The following is a 13,239-nucleotide window of genomic DNA, read 5'->3' as shown; positions in this document are numbered from 1 at the left end:
AATGCTAGCGCCCGACCTGGCCGCGGTCGCGCAGGAAATGATCCGCCAGCACGCAGGCCATCATGGCTTCGCCGACGGGGACGGCGCGGATGCCGACGCAGGGATCGTGGCGGCCCTTGGTCATGATCTCGGTGTCGGCGCCGTTGCGATCGACGGTGAGACGCGGCTGCAGGATCGACGAGGTCGGCTTCACCGCAAAGCGCACCACCACCGGCTGTCCGGTGGAGATACCGCCCAGCACGCCGCCGGCGTGGTTGGACAGAAAACGCGTGCCGTCATTGCCGGTGCGCATCTCGTCGGCGTTCTCTTCGCCGGTCAGTTCGGCCGCGCCAAAGCCGGCGCCGATCTCGACGCCCTTCACCGCATTGATGCTCATCATTGCGGAGGCGAGCTCGGCGTCGAGCTTGGCGTAGATCGGCGCGCCAAGGCCAGCCGGCACACCTTCGGCGACGACCTCGATCACCGCGCCGATCGAGGAGCCGCTCTTGCGGATGCCGTCGAGATAGGTCTCGAAGAACGCGGCCTTGTCCTTGTCGGGACAGAAGAACGGATTCTTCGCGATCTCGTCCCAGTCCCACTTCGCGCGGTCGATCTTGTGCGGCCCGATCTGCACCAACGCGCCGCGCACCTTCACATCGGGCAGCACCTTTCGCGCGATCGCGCCGGCGGCGACGCGCGTCGCGGTCTCGCGCGCCGAGGAGCGGCCGCCGCCGCGATAGTCGCGCAGGCCGTACTTCGCTTCATAGGTGAAGTCGGCATGGCCAGGGCGAAACTTGTCCTTGATCTCGGAATAGTCCTTCGAGCGCTGGTCGGTGTTCTCGATCAGCAGCCCGATCGGCGTGCCCGTCGTCACCTGCACGCCGGTCTCCGGATGCGCCATCACGCCGGACAGGATCTTGACCTGGTCCGCTTCCTGACGCTGGGTCGTAAAGCGCGACTGGCCGGGCCGGCGGCGATCAAGGTCGCCCTGGATGTCGGCCTCGACGAGCGGGATCATGGGCGGGCAGCCGTCGACCACGCAGCCGATCGCCACCCCATGGCTCTCGCCGAAGGTCGTGACGCGGAACATGTGGCCGAAGGTGTTGAAGGACATCGCGAACTGCCGCTTGGCGTTGACGTTTTGCACGGACGTTGGTCAACGTCGTAGCGCCGAGGAGCATTGGGTTCAACCCTAGTTCCGTCATTCCGGGGCGATGCAAAGCATCGAACCCGGAATCTCGAGATTCCGGGTTCGCCCTTCGGGCGCCCCGGAATGACAGTTGCTTAACTAAACTTCTCCAGCCGCCCGTCCCGGAACACGTAGACGGCGCCCTGCTCGATATAGAGTTCGGCCGCGCTCGCCGGCGTCTCAAGGCCGAGTGAAACCATCAGGGCCCGGCAGGTCCCACCATGGGCCACCGCGACGGTGTCGGTACGGAGCTGGTCGTACCAGGCGCGCACGCGGACCTGCACATCCGCGTAAGTCTCCCCGCCCGCGGGGCCCACCGTCCATTTGTCAGCGAGGCGCCGGGCGTAGATCTCGGGATCGGAGGCCTCGCTCTCGGCCAGTGTCAGTCCCTCCCAGGTGCCGTAGCCGATCTCACGAAGGCGATCGTCGAGCGTATAGTCCGCAGTCGGCAGTTCGAGCTTGCTCCGCGCCAGTTCCATGGTCTCTCGCGCGCGGCCAAGCGGACTCGACACGTAGGGTAATGCGGCCTTGTCGCGGCCCTCGCGCTTGAAGAGATCGGCGAGAATGCCGCCGGCCTGCACGGCCTGACCGCGACCGCGCGCGTTCAGCGGAATGTCCCTGGTGCCCTGAAGCCTCCCGAGCGCATTCCACTCGGTCTCGCCATGGCGCAGATAATAGATCGTGGGCACGGGCATTCCAGATTCAGAAACTAGTCCTTCGCGCCGAACGAAATGTCAGGCGCGTCCGGGCGCTTCATGCCGAGCACGTGATAGCCGGAATCGACGTGGTGCACCTCGCCGGTGACGCCGCGCGAGAGGTCGGAGAGGAAATACAGCGCGCTGCCGCCGACGTCTTCCGTGGAGACGTTGCGCCGCAGCGGTGCGTTGGCCTCGTTCCACTTCAGGATATATCTGAAATCGCCGATGCCGGACGCCGCGAGCGTCTTGATCGGCCCCGCGGAGATCGCGTTGACGCGGATGTTCTTCTCACCGAGGTCGGCGGCGAGGTAACGCACGCTCGCTTCGAGCGCCGCTTTCGCAACGCCCATGACGTTGTAATGCGGCATCCACTTCTCGGCGCCGTAATAGCTGAGCGTGATGAGCGAGCCGCCGTCGGTCATCAGCTTCTCGGCGCGCTGCGCCACGGCCGTGAACGAATAGCAGGAGATCAGCAGCGACTTCGAAAAATTCTCCTGCGTGGTGTCGACGTAGCGGCCGTCGAGCTGCTCGCCATAGGCGATCGCATGCACCAGGAAGTCGATCTTTCCCCACTTCTCCTTCAGCACCGCGAAGGCGGCATCGATGGTGGCGGCATCGGTGACGTCGCAATGGCCGAGCACGAGCCCGCCGATCTCGGCGGCGAGCGGCTCGACGCGCTTCTTCAGCGCATCGCCCTGATAGGTGAAGGCGAGCTCGGCGCCGGCCGCGTGGCATGCCTTGGCAATGCCCCAGGCGATCGAGCGGTTGTTGGCAACGCCGAGGACCACGCCCCGCTTGCCTTGCATCAGACCTGAATTCTGCGCCATTTTGCTAACGTCCCGTCGAGCTCCCGGTGAGGTTTGGAGGTACACCAGCCCTCCGTTGCGGTACAGTCCTAATACGCGGCGTTAACGCTGTTTCAAGCGCCGGAATAGCCGTTCTGGTCGGGTGTTATGAACGTTGTGGCGCTCGCGCCGACATCAGGACGTCAAGACCGCAATGAGTGCGTTTCGCCAGAGTGTTGAAGCCATGATCCCGGCGTTGCGCCGCTACGCCCGCGCGCTCACGCGCGAGGCGGATGCGGCCGACGATCTGGTGCAGGATACGCTGGTGCGGGCGCTGCGTTCGGAGCGCCTCTTCCTCGGGGGCGACGTCAGGAGCTGGCTCTATACGATCCTGACCAACCTCAACAAGAACCGGCGGCGCTCGCTGGCACGACGGCCGCAATTCATGCAGCTGACGGAGAACAACCCGGATGCCAGCGGGACCGAAGCCGAAGGGCGCGATATCGAGAGGGCGCTGGCGACGCTCGTCGAGGAGCAACGCTCGGTGCTGCTCCTGGTGATGCTGGAGGGCATGAGCTACCGCGAGGTCGCCGACATCCAGGGCGTGCCGATCGGCACCGTGATGTCGCGCCTGGCACGCGCCCGCGCCCACGTTAAAGCCTCGCTGGAGGGCGAACGCCCGGCGCTCAGGCGGGTGAAATGATGGCAGGATTGATGCATCGCGCCGGTCGTTTCTCCTGCATGGCATGGGGAGCGGCGCAGTTGAACCACGAAGAACATTTTGGGCCGCAGAGCCAGAGACGATCGATATGAACGACCGCAAGATCCCAGTGACCGAGGACGAACTGCACGCCTATGTCGACGGCGAGCTGCCGGCCGAGCGCCGCGCCGATGTCGAGGCCTGGCTTGCCGCGCAGCCTGAGGATGGCGAGCGCGTGCAGTCCTGGCGCGCCATGGCCGAGATGCTGCACGCCCGCTACGATTCCGTCGCCCAGGAGCCGGTGCCGGCGCGGCTCGAGCTCGAACGGCTGGAGCGCCGCCCGCGGCACTGGCTCTATGGCGCCGCCGCGGCCGTGCTGGTTGCCTTCGTCGCCGGCGGCACCGCCGGCTGGGTGGCGCATGGCGCCGCCAACGCGCCCTCGACCTTCCAGAGCTTTACGACCGACGCACTCGACGCCCACCGCCTCTATGTCGTCGAGGTTCGCCATCCCGTCGAGGTCGGCGGCAACGAGCGCGACCACCTCCAGGCCTGGCTGACCAGACGCTGCGGCTGGACCGTGTTTGCACCGAACCTGGAGGCGAGTGGACTGAAGCTCGTCGGTGGCCGGCTTTTGCCGGGGCCGAACGGGCCGGCGTCGTTCCTGATGTATGAGGGCGCCTCGGGCGAGCGGTACACGATCTACACCGCCAAGACCGAGAATGGCGCGACGCAGATGCGCTACGCCAGAACGGACAAGGACGGGGCGCTGTTCTGGTCGGAGCGCGGCGTCGGCTACGTCGTCAGCGGAGGCGGTGACCGCGATCGGCTGACCAAAGTGGCGCAGGCGGTCTACGACCAAGCAGAGAAAAACGGCACCTAGACAACCACGCAAACGCGGTGCCTCGATTCCGACATTGAAAATTTGGAATGAAGACATCGGCGCGTCTCATTATCGCACCGGATGATCACGCGAAAATGAGCAGCGTTCGATCCGCCGATCGACGCGGGCGGCCTCGATTGGGGTTTTTGGTACCGCGCTGGTCCCCCTCTCGAGGCCGCACCTTTTTATCGGCTGCCCCGCCGGACAGCCGACACGTCGAGCACGTGAGCCAAGAAGGGCTACCACGCCTCGGGCATATGATGAGCATCATCTCGATGGACGACGCTCTCAGTCTTTAGGAGAACCCCTTCAGCTGCCGATCTCGCCCAAAAGCGCGATCAATCGCGCTTCAGCTCTTGTTTGCACATGACTTTCCGGAAAACCGCTACACGCTTTTCCGGATCATGCGTTAGCCAAGCCCGCTACGTGGATTGTAGGGGTGCTGGTCCCGCCACTTCTCCATCAATGCTTCAAGCTCGGCGTCGTTCCCGTCCGGTAGCATAATCCTGACAGTGACAAAGAGATCCCCGGTTCCGCCAGCCTTCGGCAATCCCTTGCCCTTAAGGCGGAAGGTCCGGCCACTGGAGGTGTTTTGCGGGACCGAAAGCTCCACGGCATTGCCGAGGGTGGGCACGCGGACCTTGCCGCCGAGCACCGCCTCGTAAAGCGTGACCGGCAGGTCGATCCTGAGATCGGCGCCCTCAATCTTGAAGAACGGATGCGGTGCGATGCCGATCGTGATCAGGAGATCCCCCGGCGGATGGCCCTGCGCGCTCTCGCCCTGTCCCCGCAACCGGATCTGCTGACCCTCGGTCACGCCGGCCGGAATCTTGACGTTGAGTTCCTTGCCATTCGGCAGCCGGACGCGCTTCTCGCCGCCCTTGACCGCCTCTTCCAGCGAGACGGTCATGGCGACAGTGACGTCGAGATCGAGCCCGATCCCGCCGGTGTCGAACTCGAATTGGGCACCGCCGCCGGCCCCGGGGCGCGGACGCTGCCCACCGCCGAACATGCTGTTGAGAATGTCCTCGAACGCGCCGCCGCCCGGACCAGGGCCCGCGCCGCCACCGCGGAACGTATAGCTCTCGAACCCGCCAGGACCGGCGCGACCGCGCGGCCCGCCGCCGCCCGGAAAGCCCTGGAAGCGCGGCTTGCCGTCGGCGTCGATCTCGCCGCGATCGAATTGCTTGCGCTTGTCCTCGTCGCCGAGGATCTCGTTGGCCGTATTGAGCTCAGCAAAGCGCTCGGCCGCCTTCGGGTCGTTCTTGTTGCTGTCGGGATGGTGCTTCTTGGCAAGCTTGCGATAGGCGCTCTTGATCGCGGCAGCGTTGGCGCTCCGCGGCACCCCCAAGACCTCATAGGGGTCGCGCATCCGTCACGTCTCCTTCAAGAAATCGAATTGTTCAAAGGGCTCCCCGCCCCACCTGCGTCTCATGTGGGGGGCGAGTGGTATTTTTGCAACTAGCCTGGTGAAGCGATTCCTAGCTCCGCCACGGCTTTAGCGTATGAATCTCCCAACTGCCACGGCTGCTTTGGCAGCCGGCGCCCTGGAGCCAGCTTTCGGTGCTGCCGTTGACGTAGCTCGCCAGGAAGTCGCGGCACCTGCGGCCGTCCTCGGCGGCATAGGATTGCGCGATCGGCGTGACCGAACCGCGCGCCCCGGTTTCCGGATTCTCCCAATGCTGGCTGGAATCCTTGTCGTTCTTGCTGAGGACGTCGGAGGCGGCGTTGCGGGCGAAGGCGAGATCGGTCTCGGTCGGTGCCGCCACTCTGGCCGGCATTGCGATCGAGCCGGTGAGATCGCTGTCGTCGGCCTTGGCGTAGGCACTCTTTTCATTGCGGGAAAAGCTGCAACCGCCGGTGCCGAGCCCGATCAGAATGATCGTCATGACGAAGCCGGACGGCCGGATCGCCGATAGGCCAACGCGTCCCCATACCCTATATAGGGCGGTAGCAGACAGCAGCGCGTTTTGGACCGCAGGACGCAACTCGGACCTCAGACATGACCGACACGACCTCGATGAAACACCGGACACCCTTAACATCCGGTGATTTCACCGCCGCCGACGAGCCGTTTGCGCTCTTCGAGGCCTGGCTGAACGAAGCCATCAAGAGCGAGCCGAACGATCCGAACGCCATGGCGCTCGCCACCGTCGACCCCGACGGCCTGCCGGACGTGCGCATGGTGCTGATGAAGGGCTTCGATATCGATGGTTTCGTCTTCTACAGCCACATCGCCAGCCAGAAGGGCCGCGAACTCGCCGCAAATCCTAAGGCGGCGTTACTTTTTCACTGGAAGTCGCTGCGCCGTCAGGTCCGCATCCGCGGCAACGTGACGCCGGTGACCGAGGCCGAGGCCGATGCCTATTTCGCCACCCGCCCGAAGCAGGCGCAGATCGGCGCCTGGGCGAGCAAGCAGTCGCAGGAGCTGGAGAGCCGCTTCGCGTTCGAGCAGGCGATCGCCAAGGTCGCCGCCAAGCACATGATCGGCGAGGTGCCACGGCCGCCGGGCTGGAGCGGCTGGCGTATCACGCCGTCGCGTATCGAGTTCTGGCATGATCGCCCATTCCGTCTGCACGACCGCATCGAATTTCGCCGTGACGCGGCCGGCCAGAAATGGTCCAAGACGCGGATGTATCCCTAGTATTTTGTTCGAGCATGATCCTTTCGTAAAGCCGCTGCACGTTTTGCGCTAACGCGGCCCTCCGGATCCAGATCATGCTCCAACCTGAAAGACCTTCATGCCGCAGCCTTCCAACGCGCCGCGCCGTACGCTGCTCCTGACCGGGGCGAGCCGCGGCATCGGCCATGCCACCGTGATCCGTTTCTCCTCGGCCGGCTGGCGCGTCATCACCTGCTCGCGACATCCGTTCCCGGAGGATTGTCCCTGGGATGCGGGCCCTGAGGACCATATCCAGGTCGACCTCGCCACCCCCGCCGATACCACCCGCGCGATCTCCGACATCCGCGACCGTCTCGAAGGCGGGATGCTGCATGCGCTGGTCAACAACGCCGCGATCTCACCGAAGGGCGCCGGCGGCTCCAGGCTCGGCTCGATCGACACCGACCTCGACACCTGGACGCATGTGTTCAACGTCAACTTCTTCGCGCCGATCATGATGGCGCGCGGGCTGATCGAGGAACTGAAGACGGCCAAGGGCTCTGTCGTGAACGTCACCTCGATCGCGGGCTCGCGCGTGCATCCCTTCGCAGGCGCCGCCTACGCAACCTCGAAGGCCGCGCTGGCATCCCTGACGCGCGAGATGGCCTCCGATTTCGGCCGCGTCGGCGTGCGCGTCAACGCGATCGCGCCGGGCGAGATCGACACCTCGATCCTGTCGCCGGGTACCGAGAAGATCGTCGACCAGCAGATCCCGATGCACCGGCTCGGCACGCCCGACGAGGTCGCCAAGATCATCTACGTGCTGTGCACGGACACCTCGTCTTACGTCAACGGCGCCGAGATCCACATCAACGGCGGCCAGCACGTGTAGGTCATTGCGAGCGCAAGCGCTCCTCGCAATGAGATGTTGGAAACAACGCCGGGGAAGCAAGGCGATCCAGACAACGCCGCCGCAAGACCTGGATCGCCCTTAGCTTCCGTTCCTCAATCGAGTCGAATCCGACGTGACCTCTCGCGTGGCTGCGGAGCGGCCGTGCTGATTGCGGTCGAGCAATCGTCGTCGTTCTCACCGTCGAGCAGCGGAGCACCACAGTGCCGGCACATGCGTGCCGACATCGACGACGCCTTGCCGCTCGCCACGACGTGGCGATAGCTCGCCAGATCGATGACGTTGGGGGGCGTCGTTATGTGTTTTTCAACCATGGTTGTTCCTCGCGGCTTACCTGCTCCTTATCGCAGACAAGCTTCGCGTAAACGTTCAGCCCACTGCTCAAATTTTACCGGAGGAATTGGGGCGGCGAGCACACATCGCCGTGCGGCCGCAATCCCGCTCTATTCTGCGACACCAGGCACCAGGTCTCTGCGTCGGGCGTAAGGTCTCGGTAGCTATTACAGCCACTTCTTCCACTTGAAGATCCAGTACGGAACGATCGCCGCGATCAGCATCAAGACCAGCGCGAACGGATAACCGTGCGCCCATTCGAGTTCCGGCATCGACTTGAAGTTCATGCCGTAGATCGAGGCGATCAGCGTCGGCGGCATCAGGACAACCGCCATGACCGAAAACAGCTTGATGATGTTGTTCTGCTCGAGATTGACGACACCGAGCATGGCGTCGAGCACGAAGGTGATCTTGCTGGAGAGGTAGGAGGCGTGATCGGTCAGCGAGACCACGTCGCGCTGCATGGTCTTGAGCTGCTCGCGCATGTCCTTCGACCATTTCACGCCCTCCACCACCGCCGACAGGAAGGCGACGACGCGGCCGATCGAGACCAGGCTCTCGCGAACCTTGGAGGTCAGATCGCCCTTGCGGCCGATCGAGATCAGGATTTGCGAATATTGCTTGGCGTGACCGTGGCGCTCGCTCTCCGGCTCGAAGATGTCATGCGAGACCTGGTCGATCTCGGCGCCGCAGCGCTCGAGGATGTCGGCGCAGCGGTCGATCACGGCATCGAGCAGTTCCATCAGCACCATCTCGCCGGTGACGGCCGGCGCGCAGGACCGGGCCAGCTTGGCCTCGACCAGCGCAAAGGGCTTGGGCTGGTCATAGCGCACCGTCACCAGGCGGTGGTCGCCGAGAATGAACGTCACCGCCGTGGTCCGGGGCATATCGGTATCGGAGTGGCACATCAGCGTCGCGGTCATGTAGCGCGCGCCGTTCTCCATATAGAGGCGGCTCGAGATCTCGATCTCCTGCATGTCCTCCCGGGTCGGGATTGCGATCCCCGAGAGCTTCTCGACGGCTTTGTCCTCGGCCGCGGTCGGGTTGACCAGGTCGATCCAGACCGCATGCTCCGGGACTGCCGCGAGATCCTCGACGACGGCCTTCTTGAGAGAGGACTCGGAGGGAACGAACACAGAAAACATGCACAACTCCAGCAGGGGCCTGCGACAGACTGACAGCCCTTAGCGCGATTCTGACAAGTTGATGATGACAAGCACATTAACGGAGTGTTTGCATTTGTGGCGACGCCGTGGCCCAACTGTGGCACGGAATCGACACATCCCCCCGTTTTGCCCAGAAACCGACTCTGACCCGTAAAACTTGCGGCAGAAAAGCCACAGGTAAGGTCTTGCAGCGCGGGAGAAGCTTCGTAAGGCTGGAATTGTGGCAGATTTCAACGATAATGGAGCCAACGGAATCGTGGAATTGGGCTGGTTCAAGGCCCACGAAAGCTTGTTGTTGTCGATTGGAACCAAATCATGTCGTCGCTGAAAGTTACGCTGGGTATTTTGGCCGCTGGCCTGATGCTGTCGGGCTGCATGCAGGCCACGCATTTTGAAGCGACCGACACCAAGGCCTTCAAGCCGAAGGACAAGGAACTCCTTGCCAAGGTTCGGTACGAGAACACCCCGGTCGCAGAGCCGTTCCGCCGCGCCATCGTCGAGTACCACCGCAAGGAATCGCCGGGCTCGATCGTGGTCGATTCCGACAACCATTACCTCTACTACGTCCTGGATGGCGGCAAGGCGATCCGCTACGGCATCACCGTCGGTGAAGAAGCCATGGCATGGTCCGGCATTGCCAAGGTCGGCAGCATGACCGAATGGCCGGCCTGGCACCCGACCCCCGGCGAGATTTCGCGCCTGGGCGTGCCCACCTTCGTCGCCCCCGGTCCGGACAATCCGATGGGGTCGCGCGCGATGTATCTTTATTCGGGCGGCAAGGACACATTGTTCCGCATTCACGGCACTAATCAGCCTGAATATATCGGCGCCTCGATCTCGTCGGGCTGCATCCGCCTGACCAACGAGGACGCGATCGACCTCTATGGCCGCGTCAAGGTCGGCACCATCGTCGTGGTGCTCGAACCGAAGCATGGCGATTCGCCCTACAATTCGCGCCTCGCACTCGGCGGCAGCCAACCCGGCCAGGCGAACTACTGATCAGATACCTGATCTCAGACATTCAAAGCGCCGGTTTCACCGGCGCTTTTTTGTTGCCGGCTTGTGCGGCTGGGCTTTGTGGCCCTCGGCCGCCGGGTTGTCCGCAGGCACAGGCGATTTCTCCGCCGCCTCGCCGTCAACTCCTGGCGTCGTCTCGGGCCTGGTCTCGGGCCTGGCCTCGGGCTTCGCTTCAGGTTTGGCCGCGACCTCACGCGGCGGCGCCTCCTCGGGCCGTTCCGCCGGCAGGAGCGGGGCAACCTGCGGCAGGGGATCCCAGACGTTCCACTGGCAGATCCGGTAGTCGTTGCGCCGCTGCGCGAGATCGAGATGGATATGGTCCTCATGGTACCAATCCGAGCCGGGGCCGAGCACGGTCGAAAAACGCGAGCAGACCGAATGCAGCACGCGCTCGCGCACCTCGCGCGACATGGTGCGGTCGGTGAGGCCGAGCGATTGCCCGTTAGCGAGCTTGATGGCGCGCACATCGATCGCGTTGGCCTTGCCGTGCTCGGACAGCAGGGCGCCGACAACGCGGTTGCGGCCGCGGCACTCGAAACTGTCGAAATTGTCGAGATCGCTGATGGTCGAGCCGAGGCTCGCGGCCAGCGGCACCACGTCCTTGCGCACCCAATCGGCGATTGCGGACGCCATGGTGCAGCGGAGGATCGCCGCCGGCTTGACCGCCACCTTGCGCTTGTCCGGCAGCACGATGGCTTCGAGCCGCACCAGATCCTCGCCGCCGCAGGCGCCAGGGCCGCGGATATCCGGGATCGAGGGCGCGATCGCAATCTCCTCGGTCAGCGCGAGGCGGCACGCCGAGGCCTGCTTCTCGGGCGGCGGCGCCGCCTCGGCGGGCTTGGTGGCGCCAGGTTTGTCCGCGGGAGGCTTGCCGTCGGTCTCCGCAGGAGCCTCGTCCGACGCCTTGGCCGGCGCCTTGGGGGCCTCCTCGGGGCGGGGCCTTGGGAGCGGGATCTTGCCAGACGTATTGGCAGAATGAACCGTCGCGCGCGGCCGTGGTGCAGCAATACCAAAGATATCCAGCGGGGCCCCATATTTGCGCGCCTCTGCCCGATCCGCGAGCCCGAGCGCGACGGTAACCATTGCCGCGCCGACGGACATATAGCCGCGACAAGACCATTTGCGGCGAAAGGCGGGCAGGTTAAAACTCATGACAATTCTTTGGCCCAACGCTGAGAGCGACAATCCGCCCAGCGGCTTCTCGGAGGAACGACGGAATGCTTGGTTTGATGCAAGACTGGCCCCTGCTCTGCCACAGGATCATCGAACATGCTGCCAAGATTCATGGCAAGCAGGAGGTCGTGACGCGCTCGGTCGAGGGACCGATCCATCGCACCACCTATGCCGATATCCACAAGCGCGCGCTCAAGGTCTCGCAGATGCTGGAGCGCGACGGCATCAAGCTCGGCGACCGTGTCGCAACGATCGCCTGGAACACCTGGCGTCATCTCGAGGTCTGGTACGGCATCATGGGGATCGGCGCCATCTGCCATACCGTCAATCCCCGCCTTTTCCCCGAGCAGATCGCCTGGATCATCAACCATGCGCAGGACCGCATCGTGATGACCGACATCACGTTCATTCCCGTCCTGGAGAAGATCGCCGACAAGCTGACAAGCGTGGAACGCTACGTCGTGCTCACCGACAAGGCGCACATGCCGCAGACGACGCTGAAGAACGTGGTCGCCTACGAGGACTGGATTGCGGAGGCCGACGGCAAGTTTAAATGGAAGGACTTTGACGAGAACACGGCGGCCGCGATGTGCTACACATCAGGCACCACCGGCGACCCAAAGGGCGTGCTGTATTCGCATCGTTCCAACGTGCTGCACGCGCTGATGGCCAACAATGTCGACGCGCTCGGCACCAGCGCCTCCGAGACCATGCTTCCCGTGGTGCCGCTCTTCCACGCCAACAGCTGGGGCATCGCCTTCTCCGCGCCCTCGCAGGGCACCAAGCTCGTGATGCCCGGCGCCAAGCTCGACGGCGCCTCGGTCTATGAGCTGCTCTCGACCGAGAGGGTGACGCATACCGCCGGCGTGCCCACGGTGTGGCTGATGCTGCTCCAGCACATGACCGCCAACAATCTGAAGCTGCCGGACCTGAAGATGGTGATCTGCGGCGGCTCGGCGATGCCGCGTTCGATGATCAAGGCCTTCCTCGACATGGGCTCGAACGTCCGTCACGCCTGGGGCATGACCGAGATGAGCCCGATCGGCAGCGTCGCGGCGCTGAAGCCGCCGTTCCAGAATGCAATCGGCGAGGCGCGGCTCGACGTGCTCCAGATGCAGGGCTACGCGCCGTTCGCCGTCGAGATGAAGATCACCGACGATGCCGGCAAGGAACTGCCGTGGGACGGCACGACCTTCGGCCGCCTCAAGGTCGCCGGCCCGGCCGTCGCCAAGGCCTATTACCGGGTCGACACTGACATCCTCGACGAGGACGGCTTCTTCGACACCGGCGACGTCGCGACCATCGACGAAGCCGGCTACATGCGGATCACCGACCGTTCCAAGGACGTGATCAAGTCCGGCGGCGAGTGGATCTCCTCGATCGAGCTGGAGAACCTCGCAGTCGGCCATCCCGCTGTGGCGGAAGCCGCCGTGATCGGCGTGTTTCATCCCAAATGGGACGAGCGTCCGCTGCTGATCGTGCAGCTGAAGCAGGGCCAGCAGGCCAGCCGCGAGGACATCCTGAAGTTCATGGACGGCAAGATCGCCAAATGGTGGATGCCCGACGACATTGCATTCGTCGACGGCATCCCGCATACGGCGACGGGCAAGATCCTGAAGACCGCGCTGCGCGACCAGTTCAAGGAATACCGCTTCCCGAACGCGGCGGCGTAGGCGGCCAAACCAAACACCGTCATTCCGGGCGATGCCAATGGCATCGAACCCGGAATGACAGGCCGTAACATCCCGGGAACCCTTGAATTTGCCTCGGGGCCGTGGTCTCAACGGGCCCCATAGTCGTGCCAGAT

At 64.2% G+C, this 13,239-nt stretch carries 14 protein-coding genes; 6 read left to right on the top strand and 8 right to left on the bottom strand.

Annotated elements, in window-relative coordinates; translation table 11 throughout:
- Window positions 1-4: 4 nt before the first annotated feature.
- The 3 genes from aroC to fabI form a co-directional block, all read right to left on the bottom strand.
- Window positions 5-1,093: a chorismate synthase gene (aroC, locus tag AC0L2J_RS11475; RefSeq protein ID WP_007607382.1), complete on the bottom strand. Its 1,089-nt coding sequence runs from the start codon at window positions 1,091-1,093 to the stop codon at window positions 5-7.
- Window positions 1,094-1,263: 170 nt separating this feature from the next.
- Window positions 1,264-1,863, bottom strand: coding sequence for a histidine phosphatase family protein (locus tag AC0L2J_RS11470; protein ID WP_473389591.1), 600 nt, complete (start codon window positions 1,861-1,863; stop codon window positions 1,264-1,266).
- Between the two features lie 14 nt (window positions 1,864-1,877).
- A complete protein-coding gene (fabI, locus tag AC0L2J_RS11465; RefSeq protein ID WP_007607380.1) occupies window positions 1,878-2,693 on the bottom strand; it encodes an enoyl-ACP reductase FabI in 816 nt (271 codons plus the stop codon).
- Window positions 2,694-2,865: 172 nt separating this feature from the next.
- Here fabI and AC0L2J_RS11460 point away from each other — a divergent pair, with 172 nt between their 5' ends.
- The gene (locus AC0L2J_RS11460) at window positions 2,866-3,354 is read left to right on the top strand and encodes a sigma-70 family RNA polymerase sigma factor (protein WP_007594679.1); all 489 of its coding nucleotides are present in this window, start codon (window positions 2,866-2,868) and stop codon (window positions 3,352-3,354) included.
- 106 nt (window positions 3,355-3,460) lie between these two features.
- Window positions 3,461-4,231: an anti-sigma factor family protein gene (locus tag AC0L2J_RS11455; RefSeq protein WP_473389585.1), complete on the top strand. Its 771-nt coding sequence runs from the start codon at window positions 3,461-3,463 to the stop codon at window positions 4,229-4,231.
- A 409-nt stretch (window positions 4,232-4,640) separates the two neighbouring features.
- Here AC0L2J_RS11455 and AC0L2J_RS11450 read toward each other — a convergent pair whose 3' ends face one another.
- Both AC0L2J_RS11450 and AC0L2J_RS11445 read right to left on the bottom strand, forming a co-directional pair.
- A complete protein-coding gene (locus AC0L2J_RS11450) occupies window positions 4,641-5,603 on the bottom strand; it encodes a DnaJ C-terminal domain-containing protein (RefSeq protein WP_007607378.1) in 963 nt (320 codons plus the stop codon).
- A gap of 109 nt (window positions 5,604-5,712) precedes the next feature.
- A complete protein-coding gene (locus AC0L2J_RS11445) occupies window positions 5,713-6,120 on the bottom strand; it encodes an RT0821/Lpp0805 family surface protein (protein WP_473389582.1) in 408 nt (135 codons plus the stop codon).
- A 113-nt stretch (window positions 6,121-6,233) separates the two neighbouring features.
- Here AC0L2J_RS11445 and pdxH point away from each other — a divergent pair, with 113 nt between their 5' ends.
- Both pdxH and AC0L2J_RS11435 read left to right on the top strand, forming a co-directional pair.
- Complete coding sequence (gene pdxH, locus AC0L2J_RS11440; protein ID WP_473389579.1) at window positions 6,234-6,875, top strand: pyridoxamine 5'-phosphate oxidase; 642 nt, start codon at window positions 6,234-6,236, stop codon at window positions 6,873-6,875.
- A gap of 97 nt (window positions 6,876-6,972) precedes the next feature.
- Window positions 6,973-7,725 carry an SDR family NAD(P)-dependent oxidoreductase gene (locus AC0L2J_RS11435; RefSeq protein WP_007607375.1) on the top strand — a complete coding sequence of 251 codons (753 nt, stop codon included), beginning with the start codon at window positions 6,973-6,975 and terminating at the stop codon, window positions 7,723-7,725.
- Between the two features lie 113 nt (window positions 7,726-7,838).
- On the opposite strand, the gene AC0L2J_RS11430 is transcribed toward AC0L2J_RS11435, so the two are convergent.
- Together AC0L2J_RS11430 and AC0L2J_RS11425 are read right to left on the bottom strand one after the other, a co-directional pair.
- Complete coding sequence (locus tag AC0L2J_RS11430) at window positions 7,839-8,057, bottom strand: hypothetical protein (protein WP_007607374.1); 219 nt, start codon at window positions 8,055-8,057, stop codon at window positions 7,839-7,841.
- A 186-nt stretch (window positions 8,058-8,243) separates the two neighbouring features.
- On the bottom strand, window positions 8,244-9,221 hold the full coding sequence (locus AC0L2J_RS11425) for a magnesium transporter CorA family protein (RefSeq protein ID WP_007607369.1): 978 nt from the start codon (window positions 9,219-9,221) through the stop codon (window positions 8,244-8,246).
- Between the two features lie 336 nt (window positions 9,222-9,557).
- On the opposite strand from AC0L2J_RS11425, the gene AC0L2J_RS11420 reads away from it, so the two are divergent.
- Window positions 9,558-10,241 carry a L,D-transpeptidase gene (locus AC0L2J_RS11420; protein ID WP_007607367.1) on the top strand — a complete coding sequence of 228 codons (684 nt, stop codon included), beginning with the start codon at window positions 9,558-9,560 and terminating at the stop codon, window positions 10,239-10,241.
- A 36-nt stretch (window positions 10,242-10,277) separates the two neighbouring features.
- On the opposite strand, the gene AC0L2J_RS11415 is transcribed toward AC0L2J_RS11420, so the two are convergent.
- Window positions 10,278-11,411 (bottom strand): extensin family protein, encoded by a 1,134-nt coding sequence (locus AC0L2J_RS11415; protein ID WP_473389572.1) that lies wholly within the window; start codon window positions 11,409-11,411, stop codon window positions 10,278-10,280.
- Between the two features lie 65 nt (window positions 11,412-11,476).
- Between AC0L2J_RS11415 and AC0L2J_RS11410 the strand changes: the two genes are divergently transcribed.
- Window positions 11,477-13,105, top strand: coding sequence for a fatty-acid--CoA ligase (locus tag AC0L2J_RS11410; protein WP_473389569.1), 1,629 nt, complete (start codon window positions 11,477-11,479; stop codon window positions 13,103-13,105).
- The last annotated feature ends 134 nt before the right edge of the window (window positions 13,106-13,239 follow it).

This window comes from Bradyrhizobium sp. MV1.5 (genome assembly GCF_055807615.1).
This window is presented reverse-complemented; position numbering and strand designations above follow the sequence as displayed.

Excerpts from the sequence above, each read along its gene's own strand:
- aroC (WP_007607382.1), bottom strand. The coding sequence starts at position 1,093 with ATGTCCTTCAACACCTTCGGCCACATGTTCCGCGTCACGACCTTCGGC.
- AC0L2J_RS11470 (WP_473389591.1), bottom strand. The coding sequence starts at position 1,863 with ATGCCCGTGCCCACGATCTATTATCTGCGCCATGGCGAGACCGAGTGG.
- fabI (WP_007607380.1), bottom strand. The coding sequence starts at position 2,693 with ATGGCGCAGAATTCAGGTCTGATGCAAGGCAAGCGGGGCGTGGTCCTC.
- AC0L2J_RS11460 (WP_007594679.1), top strand. The coding sequence starts at position 2,866 with ATGAGTGCGTTTCGCCAGAGTGTTGAAGCCATGATCCCGGCGTTGCGC.
- AC0L2J_RS11455 (WP_473389585.1), top strand. The coding sequence starts at position 3,461 with ATGAACGACCGCAAGATCCCAGTGACCGAGGACGAACTGCACGCCTAT.
- AC0L2J_RS11450 (WP_007607378.1), bottom strand. The coding sequence starts at position 5,603 with ATGCGCGACCCCTATGAGGTCTTGGGGGTGCCGCGGAGCGCCAACGCT.
- AC0L2J_RS11445 (WP_473389582.1), bottom strand. The coding sequence starts at position 6,120 with ATGACGATCATTCTGATCGGGCTCGGCACCGGCGGTTGCAGCTTTTCC.
- pdxH (WP_473389579.1), top strand. The coding sequence starts at position 6,234 with ATGACCGACACGACCTCGATGAAACACCGGACACCCTTAACATCCGGT.
- AC0L2J_RS11435 (WP_007607375.1), top strand. The coding sequence starts at position 6,973 with ATGCCGCAGCCTTCCAACGCGCCGCGCCGTACGCTGCTCCTGACCGGG.
- AC0L2J_RS11430 (WP_007607374.1), bottom strand. The coding sequence starts at position 8,057 with ATGGTTGAAAAACACATAACGACGCCCCCCAACGTCATCGATCTGGCG.
- AC0L2J_RS11425 (WP_007607369.1), bottom strand. The coding sequence starts at position 9,221 with ATGTTTTCTGTGTTCGTTCCCTCCGAGTCCTCTCTCAAGAAGGCCGTC.
- AC0L2J_RS11420 (WP_007607367.1), top strand. The coding sequence starts at position 9,558 with ATGTCGTCGCTGAAAGTTACGCTGGGTATTTTGGCCGCTGGCCTGATG.
- AC0L2J_RS11415 (WP_473389572.1), bottom strand. The coding sequence starts at position 11,411 with ATGAGTTTTAACCTGCCCGCCTTTCGCCGCAAATGGTCTTGTCGCGGC.
- AC0L2J_RS11410 (WP_473389569.1), top strand. The coding sequence starts at position 11,477 with ATGCTTGGTTTGATGCAAGACTGGCCCCTGCTCTGCCACAGGATCATC.